Consider the following 17681-nt stretch of genomic DNA (forward strand, 5'->3'; position numbering starts at 1 on the left):
AGGGGATTGCCCATGCCTGCACGGAAAGCCCTCGGTGGAATGTCTCGCCGCCGCCTCCTGCTGTCCACCGGCGGCATGCTCGGCGCCGGTGTGGTGGGCGCGTACGGCCCCGGGAGCGCCTGGGCGGCGACGCCGGGAGCCGCGGGGGAGGCGGGCCGGGACTACGTGAAGCTCGTGAACCCCTGGGTGGAGGCGGACCGGGGCCGGTTCTTCTTCTTCCAGTCGGCGAGCAACCCCTTCGGCCTGGTCAAGCTGCGCCCGGACACCAGCACCCACGCGACGTGGGGGACTGGCTACATGCGCAAGGAGAACCAGGTCAAGGGCTTCAGCCATCTGCACTGCTGGCAGATCTCCGGGGTGCAGGTGATGCCCACGACCGGAGAGGGGGTGCCGAAGCTGGAGGGTGACACCGGCTGGCAGTCGTACGTGAATCACGACGTCGGTGAGGTGGCGGAACCGGGTTACCACAGGCTGCACTTGGACCGGTACGGCATCACGGCCGAGCTGACCTGCACCGATCGGGTCGGTCTGCACCGCTACACGTACGACGCCGCCGGCGCGAGCGAGATCGTCGTCAACCTCGGCGGGACGCTGGGCGAAGCGATCATGAAGAACGCCCGCATCACCAGGCGGGGTGACCGCGAGGTGGAGGGGTACGTCTTCCAGCGCGGCACCAGTTACCCCGATCACCACAACCAGCTCTTCTTCAGCATCCGGTTCGACCGGGCCTTCGACTCCCTGCACGGCTGGGCGGACGGCGAGCTGGTCGACGGCGGGGCCGCGGTCGACGAGGTCGAGGGCGGTGGCGCGGGCTTCTACGTCCGGTACGGCCGTCTCGACGCGGGGGAGCAGGTGCAGGTGAAGGTCGCGTTGTCCTTCACGGGGATCGCCGGGGCGAGGAAGAACCTGGAGGCGGAGCTGCCGGGCTGGGACTTCGACGCGGTGAAGACGGCCGCACAGGAGCACTGGAACCGGCTGCTCGGCCGTATCGACGTCGAAGGGGGCAGCGACCAGCAGCAGGTGAAGTTCTACACCGACCTGTTCCACGTGCTGTGCGGCCGCAGCGTGATCAGCGACGCCGACGGCACGTACCTCGACAACACCTGGCAGCACCGCAAGGTGCAGAAGATCCCGTCCGACGCCCGCGGTGTGCCGCGGTACGCGATGTACAACTACGACGCGCTGTGGCTGACGCAGTGGAACCTCAACACCGTGCTGGGGCTGGCCTATCCGGAGATCTACTCCAGCATCGTGAAGTCGCAGCTCCGGATGTACCAGGACGGCGGGCTACTGCCGCGAGGCCCGGTGGCCGGGGACTACTCGTGGGTGATGACCGGATCGCCCGTGACGTCGTTCATCAGCGGCGCCTGGAACAAGGGGATCCGGGACTTCGACATCGACCTCGCCTACGAGGCCATGCTCGACGCCCACTCCCTCGGCGGCCTCTTCGAGGCCGGCTCGTTCGAGTACGGGCGGTGGGGGAGCTGCGGCGGCGCCCGCTACTACTTCGACCTCGGATACGTACCGAACGAGATCTGCGGCGGACCGCTCGAGGGCGGTGCGGGGCAGACGCTGGAGTACGCGTTCCAGGACTGGACGCTGGGCCAGTTGGCGCGGCGGCTGGGGAAGTCCGGTCTGAACGTGGCGCAGTTCGCCGAGGTGTCGGTGTCGTCGGAGGTGAACGACTCGACGCAGGCGGGCGTGCGGGCGGTCGACGGGCGGCCGCCGCGGTCCAGCGTGACCGAGCCGGTGAACGTGGAGTGGGCCTCCAGGGAGCAGAAGCCGTGGATCAAGCTGAGCTGGGCGGAGAAGAAGCGCGTCCACAAGGTGGTGCTCAGCGACCGCACCGAGGGTGACTCGCGGGTGAACTCCGGTGTGCTGCTGTTCAGCGACGGGTCGTCCGTGAAGGTGGACGGCATTCCCGGTGACGGGCGGAACAAGGTGGTGGAGTTCCGGCCCAAGCGGGTGAACTGGGTGAGGTTCGAGGCGACCGGCGGCACCGGCGAGAACGTGGGGCTGGGCGAGTTCGAGGTGTGGGACGACACCGATATGGGCGCTTTCCTCATCGAAAGGTCGGGGAGCTGGCGCAACCTCTTCGACCGCTCGACCGGATTCATCCGGCCGCGTGCCATGAACGGCCGCTGGCAGGAACCGTTCGACCCGCTGTCGCACGAGGACTTCGTTGAGGCGAATTCATGGCAGGCGACCTGGTTCACCTCTCACGACGTCATCGCCCTCGCCAACAGGCTCGGCGGGCGGAAGGCGTACGCCGACAAGCTCAACTACGCCTTCGAGCAGTCCGCCGACGCGAACTTCATCGCCGAGTACGGGAAGGGCCACGTCAGCTACGGCAACCAGCCGGGACTGCAGGTGGCGCATCTCTTCAACTACGTGGGACATCCGTGGCTGACCCAGTACTGGGTACGGCAGGTGAAGGAGAAGACCTACGGCGCGATCTCGACCACCGACGGCTACGGCCACTTCGACGAGGACCAGGGCCAGATGGGGTCGATGAGTGCGCTGATGGCGATGGGGTTGTTCGAGGTGACGGGGGCGAGTCTGTCCCGGCCGGTGTACGACATCACGTCGCCGGTCTTCGACGCGGTCACGATTCGACTGCACCCGGATTACTACGCGGGCGGGCGGTTCCGGATCGTCACCCATGACAACTCCGCCGAGCATATGTACATCCAGCGGGCGACTTTGAACGGGCGCCGGCAGGACAACGCCTGGTTTCACCACGACCGGCTCGCCGCGGGCGGCACGCTGGAGTTGTGGATGGGCCCGGAGCCCAACAAGGACTGGGGCGTGGCGGAACTGCCGCCGTCGAAGTCTCCCGAGGCGCCCGCGGTGCTCTACGCCACGCGCGACACCGTGCGCCTCGACGCCGGAGAAAGCGGCATGCTGACGCTGGCCGCACGCAACCTCACGAACCGTCCGGTCAAAGCCACCTGGCGCGTCCACACCCCCGCCGGCATCACCCTCCAGCCCGAGAGCGGAAGCCTCACCGCACCCGCCGACGACACCGCCGAACGCGACCTCACCCTCCGCGCAGGCCCCGACGCCGCGCCGGGACTGCACCGCGTCGTCATCTCCGGAAAGGCCGCCGACGGCACCGAACTACCCGACGCCATCACGTACGTCCACATCGCACCGGTGCTCGCGATCGAGACCGTCCCGGAGCGGCTGATCCTGCTGCAAAACACCCCCTCGACCTTCCGGGTCCAGGTGAACAGCAACGACGTCGACCGGGCACACGCCGTCGACGTCGGCCTGAAGGCGCCGGACGGCTGGACCGTCGAGCCCGCGAAGCGCTCGCTCGACGTCCCCGCCGGCGACAAAGCCACGACCACGTTCACCCTCACCCCGCCGGCGGAGGCGTCCGGCGAGGAGTCCCTGACGCTCACCGCCGCATGGGAGGAGGGCGGCGTCGACCGCGAGCTGCCCGCGACCGTGAGCCGCAAGGTGGCACTGGTCGGCAAGAACGACCTGGCCACGGGGGAGTTCGCGCTCTCGCCCGCCCGCTACGGCGACTACCCCAAGGCATTCCCCGACGATGTCGACTTCACGATCGGCAGCAGCGACCCCGCGACCGCCTGGAGCTACATCCACCCCGGCCCCAGCGACGGCTGGGCGGGCGCCAAGCCGCACACCTTCACCCTGCGCTTCGACCTCGACGAGGCACCCGCCGCCGATCTGGCCCTCACCGCCTGGCTCATCGACACCCACGAATCCGGACCGCCGACCCTGCAGCTCTCCCTCAACGACGGCCCGGCCACGAACGTCACCGCCCCCAAGGGCGGCGGCCAGGGCTACCACTGGGGCGACGGAAAGGACGGAGCCATCCGCCCCAGCACCCTCGACGTCACGCTCCCCGCCAGCCGGCTCCGCGCCGGCCGGAACGTCCTCACGCTCACCAACGCCACCGGCTCCTGGCTGGTCTACGACGCGATCGCCCTCCGGGAACGCCCGTAAGCGACGGCCGCCGACCGGAGCCCGAGCCGTCACCGGCACGGGCTCCGGTCCGCTTCCCCGTACGCGGTGCCGGCTGGCGTCCCGGTCCGGCGGTGGTCACTGGGCGGTGTAGCCGCCGTCGACCGGCAGGGCGACGCCGACCACGAAACCGGCTCCGGGGCTGCACAGCCGGAGGACGGCCTGGGCGATTTCCCCGGCGGTGCCGAGCCGGTTGACGGGCTGGTCGGCCTCGGCCCCGGCGCGGTCGAGTTCGCCCTTGGCGATCATGTCGCTGACCATCGGGGTGCCGATGGTGCGGGGGCAGACGGCGTTGATGCGGATACCGCGCGGTGCGTACGCGAGGGCGGCGCTCGTCGTCAGGCCGATCACGCCGTGCTTGCAGGAGTGCGGCCCCGGAGGCGGCGAAGCCCGGGCGGCGGCGAGGCCCATGCCGGAGCCGGCGCCGGTGACGAAGGCGACCTGTCCGGTGAAGTCATAGGTGGGGTTCATGACCGTGGCGCCGAGCAGTGGTGTGCGGACGTCCCGCGGAAGGGGAAGGTCATGGGCTGCCGTCCTGCGGTTCGGGCATGGGCTCTGCGTAGTGCCGGAAGGTGCCGCGCTCGGTGTGGATGGTGTAAAGGCGCTCGGCCAGCGCCGTCGGGCTGGAGTACTCGGCGTCGGGGCGGATGGCCCCGGGGATGATCAGTTGGGCGGCGTGGATGCCGTCCGGGGCGAGTGCGTCGTGGAGCATCGCCGCGTAGGCGCTCTCCGCCGCGAACGCGATCGAGGTGCCGGCCCGGTCGGGGCGGGGGCGTACCGCGGTGCCGCCGTTGACGAAGAGCAGCGTGCCGCGTCCCAGATCACGCATACCGGGCAGGACCGCGTTCACGCAGGCGACCGGGCCCTTGACGGAGAAGGCGAGCGGGGCGTCCAGGTCGGTGGTGGTGGTGTCCAGGACCGGCTTCATGAAATCGGCGTGGGGTACGGGGCTGTATTGCAGGACTTCGATCACGCCGAGCGTGGCGGTCGCGGCGTCGAGGGCAGCGGTCAGGCTCCGGTGCTCGCGTACGTCGGCCGTGAAGCCGCGGGCGCGGACACCGTCCCGGTCCAGTTCGGCGGCGAGGGCGTCGAGGCGGTCCTGGCTGCGGGAGATGAGGGCGATGTCGAAGCCTTCGCGGCCGAAGCGGCGGGCGGTCGCCAGCCCCAGACCGGGGCCGGCACCGACGAGGGCGAGAGTGGTCACGGTGCGCCTTTCGCGGGAAGACGGTGGACAGGAAGGCCGTGGGGCGGTGGCCGGGTTAGTCGGTGGCGGCGTCGATGGCGAGGGAGAGCGCGAGGCGGTCCTCGGTGTCGTGCGGGCCGAGGTGTTCGGCCGGGGTGTCGGTGAGGTCTGCCATGGTGTGGCGCAGAGTGATGCCGTGCTGGCCGTACCCCCGCAGCAGCTCGTTGACCCGGGCGGTCGGGGTGAGTGCGAAGAGGGCGTCGGCGGCGGTGCCGTCGTTGATGCAGGTGCTGCGGTAGAGCAGGTCGTCGATCGCGATGCGGGCGGGGCGGCGGAAGCGCGCCAGGCCGGTGGGGCCCGGGTGCTGCTGCGGCCGGGCGGCACGTCGACGGGGGTGGCGCCGTCGAGTTCGCCGCGGCGGATCCGCTCGGCGGTGGCCAGCGCCAGCGGGACCTCGCCGAGCGGGCGCCAGGCCAGCCCGAGTTCGCGGGCCTGAGCCGGGGAACAGAGCAGCAGGCCCCCGGAGCCGAGCGCCTCCGCCGCGGCGGTCGGCAGGTCGGGTGCGGCGGCGAGCTGCGCGGGCAGCAGCCCCGCGGCGTCGCGCAGCCGGGTCAGCGGGTCGCGGACGTGCGGTACGTCGTCCTCGGGCTGCAGCCAGATGCGCCGCGGCGGCCCGGTGCTGCCGCGCCCCGGGCGGAGGGTGTCGAGGTGGACCCGCCTGATGCCCGGGTCGTGGTGGTCGGCGAGGCCGAGCGGGAGCGTCCAGGCGGCCTCGTCGGGCGGCACCGCCTGCAGGGCTGCCCGCACCTGCTGGGTGCGCGGCAATTCGGTGCGGCCCGCCGGGTCCGCGGGGTGCACCTCCAGGGTGATGCCCAACTCCCTGGCGTCGGTGACCAGGCGGGCCAGGGCGAGGGTCGGCGGTATCGCGGGCACGGCGAGCCGCCAGGGGCGCAGGCCGGCGATCCGGGCCTCGTGCTCCAGCGCGTCGGCGGCCTCCAGGAGCCGGCGGGCAGCGGGCAGGAGGTCGCGGCCGGAGGCGGTGAGCTCGGTGCGGCGGGTGGCGCGCTCGAAGAGCGGTTGCCCCAGGTGCTTTTCGAGGGCGGCGATGCGGCGGCTGGCCACGGGATGGGACAGGCCGGCGGCCGCCGCGCCGGCCGTGAAGCTCTCCCGCGTGCCGACGCCGGCGAAGGCGCGGCAGGCTCCGACGAGGTCCATGACCAGAGGGTATGTGGAAAGTGCATCGAACAGCACAAGAGCGTATTGGACGGTATGAGTGCTGGTGGCGAGGATGACGCGGTATGCAGCCACTCACGAACCGATTGCTGGGCCTCACGGCGGCGACCCTCGTGGCGATGACGTCGGCGGCGTGCTCGGACGGCAGCCGTACGACGGCCGCCCCGGACCACCGGGCCGCACCGTCCGCCCCCGCCGCCGGGGCCGCGCAGCAGCGCGCGACGCGGGAGTTCAAGGATCTGGAGCGCGCCCACGACGCCCGCCTCGGGGTGTACGCCGTGGACACCATGACCGGCCAGGAGGTGGCGTACCGCGAAGGGGAGCGGTTCGCGTTCGCGTCCACCGTCAAGGCGTTCGAGGCCGGGGCGGTGCTGCGGAAGCGGAAGCTGGCCGGCCTGAAGAAGGAGATCACGTACGACAGGAGCGACCTCGTCGCGAACTCCCCCATCACCGAGAAGCACGTGGACGATGGGATGACGCTGGGCGAGCTCTGTGACGCCGCCGTGCGCTACAGCGACAACGCCGCCGCCAACCTCCTCTTCGAGGAGATCGGCGGACCGAGGGCGCTGCAGTCGTTCCTGCGGGAGACCACCGGTGACGACACCTCGCGGATGGAGCGGATCGAGCCCGCGCTCAGCGACTGGGAGCCGGATGCGGTCCGGGACACCAGCACCCCGCGAGCGCTCGCCGGGAACCTGCGCGCCTTCGTGCTGGGGGACGTGCTCGACGCGCCGGAGCGGGCGCGGCTGGCCGAGTGGCTCCGCACCAACACCACCGGGGACGCGTCGATCCGGGCCGGCGTGCCGAAGGACTGGAAGGTCGGCGACAAGACCGGCACAGCAGCCACCTTCGGCGGCCGCAACGACATCGCCGTCGTCTGGCGCCCGGATGCCGCGCCGCTGGTAGTGGCGGTGCTCTCCCACGGCACCGACCGGGACGCCGAGCCCGACGACGAACTCATCGCCAAGGCCGCCGCCGTGGTCTCGGACGCGATGGGGGCGCCGTGAACGGACGATCCGCCGGGAGCCTCACCATGACGCCACTGCAGATGGCGACGGTCACGGCCGCACTCGCCAACGACGGCACGCTCATGTTGGCGACGGGCGGTCGGTCGGGAGCAGGCACACCGACTGTTGCACTCGGCCGGCGACGGTCTTTCCGGCACCGCCGGCCAACGCGTTGACGTGCGGTGCAGTCCCGCGTTCCGGCCGCGGCCGGACCTGCCCCGGACGGCTGGAGAGCTGCGGTACCCTGAATGCGCTTCCATTTGTCAGTCCCGCAGGCCGAGGATGGGCTCTCCATGGGCGGTCCCACCGTGTATGACGTCGCCGAACGCGTCGGCGTGTCCATCGCGACGGTGTCACGTGTGTACCGGAGCCCCGAAAGCGTCCGCTCGGAAACCCGCGAAAGGGTCCTGTCCGCCGCCCGTGAGCTCGGGTACGTGCCGAGCGCGAGCGCGCGCGGGCTGGCGAGCCGGGTCACCGGCGTGCTCGGGCTGTGCTTCCCCGACTTCGCCGAACCCGCGGCCGACGATGCCTCAGACGCCCAGGGTACGGAGCTGAGCCTCTACGGCGACGAGGTGATACGGGGCATGGAGCGAGCCGCCCGGCGGCGGGGCTACGCCCTGCTGATCTCGGCGTCACCGGCCGGCCGGGCGGGAGAGTCGATGGCGGAGATCGCCGGCCGCGTCGACGGGCTGGCGTTGCTCGCCCAGCAGTGGCCCGCCGCCGAGCTCGACGTCGTCTCGCGCCGGCTGCCCCTGGTGGTGCTCGCCGGGCAGCGGCATCCCGGACTCGACCGGGTCGAAGTGGCCAACTTCGACGGCCAGTTGGCGCTCACCCGGCACCTGCTCTCCGAGCACGGGCGCCACCGGCTCGCCTTCCTCGGCGGCCCCGAGGACTCCCCGGACGCGGAGGCCCGGTTCCGCGGCTTCCAGGCCGCCCTCCTGGAGGAGGGTCTGGAGGTGCCCGAGCGGCCGGACACGCGGGGAGACCTGACCCTGGCCGCCGGCCGCAAGGCGGTGGCGGAACTGCTGGACCGGGACGGGCCCCGCCCCCAGGGTCTGGTGTGCGCCAACGACCAGATGGCCGTGGGCGCCCTGCAGGCGCTGGCCGAGCGGTCGATCGCGGTCCCGGGGGACATGAGCGTCACGGGTTTCGACGGGATCCCGCTGAGCGGGGCGGTCAGCCCTCCGCTCACCACGGTCCGGCAGCCGATGGGACGCCTGGGTGAGGAGGCGGTGGAGGTGCTGCTCGCCAGGCTGGCGGACCGCACCCTGCCCGTCGAGTCCCGCACCCTGCCCACGGTCCTGGTCCGCCGGGCGAGCTGCGGCTGCCCTGCCTGACCTGCCGAGGGGTCCGCGGCAGGAATCCGGCCCGGTTTTACTTCACCGTTACTGAAGCGTTACGGGAGCGACCCTTGTGAGGGGCGACGGGTTTCCGCCAGGGTCATGTATGCGCTTACAAACCCGCGTGTGCCCTCGATAGGAGCTCCTCATGGCCCGCAGAGCCCGGATCGCCACTGCCCTTGCCGTCGTCTCAGCGCTGGGACTGGCCGCCTGCGGCGACGGCGGGGGCGGCGAGGTGAGCGCCGACGCCGAACAGACCCTCACCGTCTGGGCCATGGGGGAGGAGGGCACGCGCATCCAGGAAATAGCGAAGCAGTTCAACGAGGACCACCCGAACATCACGATCAAGGTGACCCCCATCGGCTGGGACGTCGCCCATCAGAAGCTGGTCTCCGCCGCGGCCGCGGGCAAGCTGCCGGACATGGCGCAGCTCGGCTCGACCTGGGTCGGTGAGTTCATCGACCTCGGGGTCCTGGAGCCGGTCGACACGGGCACCTTCTCCGCCGACGACTTCTTCGCCGCCGCCTGGGAGGGCAACGAACGGGACGGCGAGGTCTACGGCGTCCCGTGGTACGTCGACACCCGGGTTCTCTACTACCGCACCGATCTGGCCGCGAAGGCCGGTGTCGACGAGGCCCCCGAGACCTGGGCCGACCAGCTCGCACTTGCCGAGGCGTACAAGGGGCTGGAGAGCACGAAGTGGGGCTTCTCCCTCCCGGCCGGAGGCGTCGGCGCCTGGCAGAACTGGATGCCGTACCTGTTCTCGGCGGGCGGCTCGCTGCTGGACGACGACGGCAACCTCACCCTGGACTCGCCCGAGGCGGTCGAGTCCTTCACCGAGTACCGGAAGTACTTCGACAAGGGCCTGTCCAAGAGCACTCCCGAAGCCCCCGGCTACGACGTGATCAAGGACTTCGGGGCGGACCGCGTGCCGATGTTCGCCTCCGGGCCCTGGATGGTCCAGAACATCACGGACCAGGCCCCGCAGTTGAAGGGCAAGTGGGACGTCGTGCCGCTGCCGGCCGGCGACGAGCCCGCCTCCATCATCGGCGGAGCCTCCCTGGTCACCTTCGGCGACAGCGAGCACAAGGCGGCGGCGAAGGAGTTCACGTCGTTCCTCACCGACCCGAAGACGCAGGCGGACTGGTACGAGATGGCCAAGTCACTGCCGGCCAACACGGCCGCCTGGGACGAGCCGGCGCTCCAGAACGCCGACGTCGGCGCCTTCCAGGAGGCCCTGGACACCGCCGGTACGATTCCGCCGCTGGCGAAGTGGGAGGAGATCGCCCACGAGATCGACCTCACCCTCGAGGAGCTGGGCAAGGGCGGCGACCCCGCCGAACTCGCCAAGCAGCTCCAGGAGAATACTGAGGGTCTGGCGGGCTGAGGCATGACCTCCGCCACCGCCAAGCCCGGCGTCGCCGAGCGGCCGGCCTCCCCGGCGGTCGGCCCGGCAGGGGACGGCGGCCAGGCGCCGCCGTCCCGGGCGTCCCTGCGCCGCGACCGGCTGTCCCGGCACAACCTCTCCGGCTGGCTGTTCTCCACCCCGTTCCTGGCCTTCTTCTTCACCTTCATGGCGTTCCCGATCGTCGCGACGCTCCTGATGAGCTTCACCGACTTCGGGCTGCGCAACGTCACCGACCCGCTCTCCGCCGACTTCACGGGCCTGGAGAACTACAGCAAGCTCTTCGGCGACGAGAAGTTCGTGCGGGCGCTGCTCAACACCGGCTATTTCGTCGTCCTCGGCGTGCCGCTCACCATCGGCAGCGGTCTCGTCGCAGCGGTGCTGCTGAACTCCGGCATCGACCGGCTGCGCACCTTCTTCCGGGTCGGCTTCTACGCCCCCGTGGTCACCGCCATCGTCGCGGTCGCCGTCGTCTGGCGCTTCGTGCTCGACCCGACCGAGGGCCTGATCGCCGGGCTGGCGGCCCAGGTCGGACTCACCGCTCCGGACTTCCTGGCGTCCGAGACACTCGCCATGCCCTCGCTGATCGTGATGGCGGTCTGGCGCAACATGGGCACCGCCATGGTGCTCTTCCTCGCCGGGCTGCAGTCCATCCCGACCGAGGTGCGCGAGGCCGCGCGCATCGACGGAGCGGGCGCCTTCCAGGAGTTCCGCCGGATCACGCTGCCGCTGCTGCGGCCCACCATGCTCTACGTCGCCATCATGACCAGCATCGGTTTCCTCAACGTCTTCGAGGAACCGTTCGTGATGACCAACGGCGGTCCCTCGGACAGCACCCTGACCGTCTCGCTGTACATGTACCGCGAAGGCTTCAACTTCTTCCACATGGGCTACGCCAGCGCGATGGCGTACACGCTGTTCGTGATCATTCTGGCCGTCACGCTGCTGCAGCTCAGGCTGCTGAAGGACAGGACGAAATGAGCACCACGAGCGCATCGCACCACAGCCATGCGAAACGCGACGCCCGGATCCGGCGGCGCAAGGTCCTCACCTACGTGCTCCTCGGTCTCGGTCTGCTGATCACGGCGGCTCCGTTCCTGTGGATGGCCCTGTCCGCCTTCAAGACCGAGCAGGAGCTCTCCGCCAGCCCGCCCCGGTGGATTCCCCGGGAGTGGACGCTCGACAACTTCCGCACCCTGCTGGACCTGCTGGACGCGCCCCTGTACTTCTTCAACTCGACCGTGGTCGCGGTCTGCGTGACCCTGTGCAACCTGCTGTTCTGCTCGATGCTCGGGTACGCGCTGGCCAAACTGAACTTCGCCGGCAAGAAGCTCGTGTTCGGCATCGTGATGGCCGCCCTGATGGTGCCCGGCAATCTCATGCTCATGCCGAAGTTCGTGATGATGAGCAAGCTGGGGCTGATCGACACCTTCGCGGCGCTCATCCTGCCGTTCGCCGCGGGAGCCTTCGGCGTCTTCCTGATGCGGCAGTTCATGTCGGCTGTCCCCGACGAACTGCTGGAGGCCGCCCGGGTGGACGGCGCACGCGAGTGGTACATCTTCTGGCGCATCGTGATCCCCCAGGTCAAGCCCGCACTCGCCACCCTCTCGATCTTCGTGTTCCTGGGCTCCTGGAACAACTTCCTGTGGCCCCTGGTCGCGACGAACGATGCCGACAAGTACACCCTGCCCGTGGCGCTCGCCACCTTCGCCACCGACCCCACCAAGGCTGACGGCTCCAACGGCGTCCTGATGGCCGGCGCCTTCCTCGTGGTGCTGCCGGTGCTGGTCGTCTTCATCGTGCTGCAGCGGTTCTTCACCCAGAGCATCGCCACCGCGGGGCTGAAGTAGGCCGCTGCCCGGGCCGTAAGGGGCCGCCGACAGCCTGACGGCCCGCGGTCTCTTACGGCCCGCCCACCGCAGAGCACACACCGATCAGTGCACCCCATGCATCTGCCTGCACACAGACACCTGCTGTCAAGGGAGTTGGATCGCTCATGGACCGCCGCACGTTCCTCGCAGCCGCCGCCGTCACCGCCGGAGCCGCGGGCTCCGCCGGTCTCGGCGCTGCCCCCGGGCACGCCGCCGTGCGCTCCCCGCAGGACCCGGAGCCGGTGCTCACCGGCTGGTTCAGGGACACCTACCGCTCGCTCGACGCGATGGTCGCCGACAACGGGCTGCCCGCCGACAACATCGACCTGAGCGGCGGCGAGCCCGTCCTCACCGAGAACACCTCGGTGACCAACATCGGCTGCTGGATCTGGTCCACCGTGGCCGCCGCCGGCCTCGGCGTCATCAGCGAGCGCGAGATGCACGCCCGCCTGGCGCGCACGGTGTCCACCATTGAGCGGATGAAGCGTATCCACGGCTTCTGGTTCAACTGGTACCACACCTTCACCGGCGAGGTGCTCGACGAGTGGCCCGGCAGCGGCGCCCCCGTCGACCACCTGCTCTCCACCGTCGACAACGGCTGGCTGGACGTGGCCCTCCGCATCGCCGAGGACGCCGACCCCCTGCTGCGCGGGCGTATCCGCAAGCTCCGCAAGGACATCGACTGGTCCTTCATGTACGTCCCCTACGACCCGGCCGACCCCGTCGCCCGCCCCGGCCACATGTCCACCGGCTTCCGGGTCGCCGACGACGCGCTCACCCCCCACTTCTACGGAGCCCTCGTCTCCGAGACCCGCATCGCGGGCTACCTCGGCATCGCCGACGGCACCGTTCCCGGCGACCACTACTGGCACATGCTGCGTACCTTCACCCCCGACCAGGCACAGGAGATGCCACCCGGCGGCGACTGGGTCGTGCGCGACGGAGTGCGGTACTTCAACGGCCACTACACGTACCGTGGCCGCCGTCACGCGCCGGGCTGGGGCGGCTCGATGTTCGGTGCCCTGATGCCGGAGCTGTTCGTGCCCTCCGCCCAGTGGTCCCCCTCGTGGCGCACGAACCTCACCCACCACGTCCAGGGGCACCGCGACCACGGTCTGCTCGACGCCGAATACGGCTACTGGGGCTTCTCGCCGGCCAACGTGCCCGAGGGCGGCTACCAGGAGTACGGGGTGCAGTACTTCGGTATCTCGCCCGAGGGCTACTGCTCCAACACCGACCGCACCTACGTGCCGTACGGCGAGCCGAAGCCGGACCCCTCTGCCTACACCAACGGGGTCGTCACCCCGCACGCCGCCGCGATGGCGCTCATGGTCGCGCCGCGGTACGCCTTCGACAACCTCAGGCGCATCGCCCGCGACTTCGACGCCTACGAGGACGGCTACGGCTTCTACGACTCCGTCAACGTCGGCACGGGCAGGGTCAGCGACCGGATGCTCTCCCTGGACCAGGGCATGTTCGCCGCCGCGCTCGCCCAGGTGCTCAGGCCCGGCCTGCTCCAGCGCCCGTTCCGCACCGGCGGTTTCCGCCGCACCCTCAAGCCGCTGCTGGCCAAGGAGGACTTCGGGATATGAGCACCCCGCCGGCCATCACCCCCAGCCGCAGAACGGTCCTCGGCGGCCTCGGCGCCGCCGCCGTGACCACGCCCGGCGTCCTCGGCGGCGCCCCGGAGGCGTCGGCCGCCGCCGCCTCGTCGCCCGCGCCCGCCGCCGCGGCCGGTACGCGGCGTGCGGCCGGCCCCGTCACGTACCGGAACAAGCAGATCCACATCGACGGCGGGCCCGCGCTCGTCCTGGGCGGGGAGATCCCCCACTTCCGGCTCAAGTGCGGCGACTGGCGGTCCCGGCTCGACAAGGCCAAGACGGCCGGGCTCAACGCCATCGCCACGTACATCCCCTGGATGTGGCACGAGACACCGGACGGCCGCATCGACGTCACCGGACGCACCCGGCCCGAGCGCGACCTCGGCGCCTTCCCCGACCTGTGCATCGAGAACGGCTTCGACGCCGTCGTCCGGCCCGGCCCGTTCACCATGGCCGAGCTGAAGGGCGGGGGAGTGCCGGAACGGGTGCGCAGGGAGCACCCGGAGATCAACCCCAAGGGCTGGCACGGCGCTGACGCCACCACGCCCGCCGTCGACCACCTCGCGCCCGCGTTCCTGGAGGAAGCCCGCCGCTGGTACGACGCCGTCATGCCGGTCATCGCCCGGCGGCTGCGCGCCGACGGCCGGCCGGGCATCATCGCCTGCCAGCTCGACAACGAGATTGGAATGCGGGCGGAGTACGACGACCTCGCGCTCGGCTTCGTACCGGACCACTACCTGACCGAGTACCACCCCGACACCGACGCTGTGCGGGCCGTGGTGAGCGACGTCGAACCCGTACGGGGCTCCGGCCCCCGCGGCGCGCCCATCCGCGGCATGCTGCTGGGCGGCTACCGCTACCGCAGCGTCGACCTGCAGGCCGGTGATCTCGACCCCGCCCGCACACCCGTCCCCGGGCCGGCCACCGGCGAGTACCTGGACACCGTGGTCCAGCGGCGCCTGGTGCGCTATCTCCGGGCGGGCGGCAAGCTGCTGCTCTCCGGTCTGCTGCCGGGCAAGGACATGTCCGGCCGCCCGTCGACCGGCCTGCGTGCCGCGCTCGGTCTGACGCCCGGCAGGACCCTGACGGACGCGAACCGGTTCTCCCCCTCGGTGACCGCGCACGGAAGGGCCGCACCGCGCGCCGAGATCCGGGTACCCAAGGCGCAACTGTGCACGGCGAGTCCCGGGAGCGGCGCCGACGCCGTGCTGCGTGAGCTGTCCACGGGCCAGGGCTGCGGATTCGACATTCCCGTCGGGGCGGGCCGGGCGGTCGTCGTCACCAGCACGTACCGCTGCGACCTCGGGTTCTGGACGGCGGCGCTGCGCAGGCTCGGCGCGGAGCCGCGCTTCACGCACGACGCGAAGCTGCCCGGCGTCTTCCTGCTCACCACGGCCGACGGCGACCGCGGGCGGCTGCTGCACGCCTTCAACATCTCCCCCGGATACGGGCAGGACGTCACCGCCGCCGAGCGCGGCAAGCCCCTCTTCGGCGGTGAGCGGCTGCACCTGCCGGGGCGCGGCGCGGCGATGCTGCCGCTCGGGGTCCGGGCGGGCGGCCTGCGGATCGCGTACGCCACCGCGGAGATCAGCGAGATCGCGGACGGGCGGGTGGCTTCCCGGGCGCTCGGAGACGAGGCGGTCGTGGCCGTCGACGGACCCGCCCGCTGCACGGGGGCGAAGGTCTCGGTGGAAGGCGGCCGGACGCTGCTGCGCGTGGGACGGCGGGAGTTCACCGTGCACCGGGGCTGACGGGCCCCGTGGGCCCGCGGCATCCAGATGCGCGGGCCCACGGGGGCGCCACGACTTCCGTATGTATGCGCTCGCAACCCCGCGGTGACCCCGCGGGGGCGCGTCACCAAGGCAAGAGGACTTCGGATTCACATGCTCGGACCGCACGAAGGCAAGGTCAAGGACCTGATCAGCAGGATGACCGTCGAGGAGAAACTGGGCCAGCTCCAGCAGTTGACCTGGACCGGGGCGACCGGCCCCGGCGGCGGCCAGACGGAGGAGGTCGAGCGGGCGGCCCGGGCCGGCCTGCTCGGCTCGGTGCTCAACCTGCACGGGGCACGGCACACCAACTCCCTGCAGCGGATGGCCGTGGAGGAGTCCAGGCTGGGGATCCCGCTGCTGTTCGCCCAGGACATCATCCACGGCTTCTGGACCACCTTTCCCATCCCGCTCGCGCAGGCCGCCGCGTTCGATCCCGCGGTCGTCGAGCGCGACGCCGTGGTTTCGGCGAAGGAGGCCCGCTCCAACGGAGTGCGCTGGACCTTCTCGCCGATGATGGACGTCACCCACGATCCCCGCTGGGGCCGGATCGCCGAGAGCTGCGGCGAGGACCCGTACCTGAACGGTGAGCTCGCCGCCGCCAAGGTCCGCGGCTACCAGGGCGACGACCTGGCCGCCGACGGCAGCCTGGCGGCCTGCGCCAAGCACTTCGTGGCGTACGGCGGTGCCGAGGGCGGGCGCGACTACAACACGGTGGACGTATCCGAACAACGGCTGCGCAACCACTACCTGCCGCCGTTCAAGGCGGCCGTGGACGCCGGCGTGGCCACCGTCATGGCGGCCTTCAACACCGTCAGCGGCGTCCCCGCGCACGGCAACTCGCACACCCTCACCGGCATCCTCAAGGAGGAGTGGGGCTTCGACGGACTCGTCGTCAGCGACTACACCGGCGTCGAGGAGCTGATCGCGCACGGGTACGCCGCTGACGGCGCCGACGCCGGGCGGCTGGCCCTGACGGCGGGCATCGACATGGAGATGGTCAGCACCCGTATCGCCACCCACGGCGCGCAACTGCTCGCGGCCGGACGGATCAGGGAGGACCGGATCGACGACGCGGTCGCGCGCGTGCTGCACCTGAAGTTCACGCTCGGCCTCTTCGACGACCCGTACACGGACGAGGACGCGGCCATCGACGGGCCGACCCCCGAGGCACGCGCCGCGGCGCGCGAGACCGCCACCCGCTCCATGGTGCTGATGAAGAACGACGGCGTCCTGCCCCTGGACCGCGGCCTCCGCTCCCTCGCCGTGGTCGGCCCGTTCGCGGACTCCACCGACCTGCACGGCACCTGGGCCGGTCCCGGCTGCCGGCGGTTCCCTTCCGTCAGCGTCCTCGACGCGGTACGTGCCGCTGCCCCCGGCGCGGAGGTCGCCCACGCCGGTGCGGACCCCGCGGAGGCCGCTGCCGCGGCCGGGGCCGCCGACGCCACCGTCGTCGTGGTCGGCGAGGCCGCGGAACTGAGCGGCGAGGCCGCCGTGCGCAGCGACATCTCGCTGCCCGCCGGGCAGCGGGAGCTCATCGCCGCGGTCGCGGCCACCGGCAAGCCGTTCGCGGTCGTCCTGGTCAACGGACGGCCATTGACGATCGGCGACTGGTCCGGCGAGGTCCCGGCCCTGCTGGAGGCATGGCACCCGGGCATCGAGGCGGGCAACGCCGTCGCCGACGTGCTCTTCGGCGCGGTGAACCCCGGCGGCAAGCTCCCGGTGACCTTCCCCCGCTCCGTCGGGCAGATCCCTCTCTACTACAACCGGGAGAGCACCGGGCGTCCGTACGACCCGGCGGAGAAGTACACCTCGAAGTACCTCGACGTGGCCGACGGGCCGCAGTTCCCCTTCGGCCACGGCCTCAGCTACACCGTTTTCCGCACCGGGCAGCCCCGGCCCGTCCGGGACACGGTCACCACCGGGGCCCTCGAACGGGGCGAGCGCATCGGGATCGAGGTCGACGTCACCAACACCGGCGAGCGCGCCGGTGACGAGGTGGTGCAGCTCTACGTGCACGACCCGGTGGCGAGCATCGCCCAGCCGGTGCGCCGGCTGCGCGGCTTCTCCCGTGTCACCCTGGGCCCCGGGGAGAAGCGCACCGTGCGCTTCACACTCGGCGCAGAGGACCTCGGCTTCTGGACCAACGACACGGCCGGACGGTACGTCGTGGAGCCGGGCCGGATCGACGTGTACGCGGGCAGCAGCTCCCTGGCCGAAGCGCGCTGCACGCTCACGATCGCCTGAGGCACCCGCGTCCGCCCCTGCACCCACGGAGG

At 71.2% G+C, this 17681-nt stretch carries 10 protein-coding genes and 4 pseudogenes; 10 read left to right on the forward strand and 4 right to left on the reverse strand.

Going from position 1 to position 17681, the window contains the following annotated elements; all coding sequences use genetic code 11:
- Nucleotides 1–12 precede the first annotated feature (12 nt).
- Nucleotides 13–3975: a glycoside hydrolase domain-containing protein gene (locus FB457_RS06820; protein ID WP_486588940.1), complete on the forward strand. Its 3963-nt coding sequence runs from the start codon at nucleotides 13–15 to the stop codon at nucleotides 3973–3975.
- A gap of 96 nt (nucleotides 3976–4071) precedes the next feature.
- Here the strand turns inward: FB457_RS06820 and FB457_RS06825 are convergent.
- From FB457_RS06825 to FB457_RS35915, 4 genes and pseudogenes are all read right to left on the reverse strand, one after another.
- Nucleotides 4072–4362, reverse strand: a pseudogene (locus tag FB457_RS06825) (SDR family oxidoreductase); the annotation flags it as partial.
- Nucleotides 4363–4513: 151 nt separating this feature from the next.
- Nucleotides 4514–5197 (reverse strand): SDR family NAD(P)-dependent oxidoreductase, encoded by a 684-nt coding sequence (locus FB457_RS06830; protein WP_047019704.1) that lies wholly within the window; start codon nucleotides 5195–5197, stop codon nucleotides 4514–4516.
- A 61-nt stretch (nucleotides 5198–5258) separates the two neighbouring features.
- Nucleotides 5259–5692, reverse strand: a pseudogene (locus FB457_RS35910) (serine hydrolase); the annotation flags it as partial.
- A 570-nt stretch (nucleotides 5693–6262) separates the two neighbouring features.
- A pseudogene (locus FB457_RS35915) lies at nucleotides 6263–6391 on the reverse strand (helix-turn-helix domain-containing protein); the annotation flags it as partial.
- An 83-nt stretch (nucleotides 6392–6474) separates the two neighbouring features.
- Here FB457_RS35915 and bla point away from each other — a divergent pair.
- The 9 genes and pseudogenes from bla (at nucleotide 6475) to FB457_RS06880 (ending at nucleotide 17649) form a co-directional block, all read left to right on the forward strand.
- Entirely contained in the window at nucleotides 6475–7416 is a 942-nt protein-coding gene (gene bla / locus FB457_RS06840; protein WP_052770200.1) for a class A beta-lactamase, read from the forward strand.
- An 8-nt stretch (nucleotides 7417–7424) separates the two neighbouring features.
- Nucleotides 7425–7502: pseudogene (locus FB457_RS35920) on the forward strand (penicillin-binding transpeptidase domain-containing protein); the annotation flags it as partial.
- Between the two features lie 207 nt (nucleotides 7503–7709).
- Entirely contained in the window at nucleotides 7710–8753 is a 1044-nt protein-coding gene (locus FB457_RS06850) for a LacI family DNA-binding transcriptional regulator (RefSeq protein WP_047014400.1), read from the forward strand.
- Between the two features lie 151 nt (nucleotides 8754–8904).
- Complete coding sequence (locus FB457_RS06855) at nucleotides 8905–10143, forward strand: extracellular solute-binding protein (protein ID WP_145781166.1); 1239 nt, start codon at nucleotides 8905–8907, stop codon at nucleotides 10141–10143.
- A gap of 3 nt (nucleotides 10144–10146) precedes the next feature.
- Nucleotides 10147–11142, forward strand: coding sequence for a carbohydrate ABC transporter permease (locus FB457_RS06860; RefSeq protein ID WP_047014398.1), 996 nt, complete (start codon nucleotides 10147–10149; stop codon nucleotides 11140–11142).
- On the forward strand, nucleotides 11139–12011 hold the full coding sequence (locus FB457_RS06865) for an ABC transporter permease subunit (RefSeq protein WP_145781168.1): 873 nt from the start codon (nucleotides 11139–11141) through the stop codon (nucleotides 12009–12011). The genes FB457_RS06860 and FB457_RS06865 overlap by 4 nt, the downstream gene beginning before the upstream one ends.
- A gap of 146 nt (nucleotides 12012–12157) precedes the next feature.
- On the forward strand, nucleotides 12158–13624 hold the full coding sequence (locus FB457_RS06870) for a glucoamylase family protein (protein WP_047014396.1): 1467 nt from the start codon (nucleotides 12158–12160) through the stop codon (nucleotides 13622–13624).
- On the forward strand, nucleotides 13621–15384 hold the full coding sequence (locus FB457_RS06875) for a beta-galactosidase (RefSeq protein WP_145781170.1): 1764 nt from the start codon (nucleotides 13621–13623) through the stop codon (nucleotides 15382–15384). Before FB457_RS06870 ends, FB457_RS06875 begins: the two co-directional genes overlap by 4 nt.
- 132 nt (nucleotides 15385–15516) lie before the next feature.
- A complete protein-coding gene (locus FB457_RS06880; protein WP_047014394.1) occupies nucleotides 15517–17649 on the forward strand; it encodes a glycoside hydrolase family 3 N-terminal domain-containing protein in 2133 nt (710 codons plus the stop codon).
- The last annotated feature ends 32 nt before the right edge of the window (nucleotides 17650–17681 follow it).

It is taken from the genome of Streptomyces sp. CNZ287 (assembly GCF_007827615.1).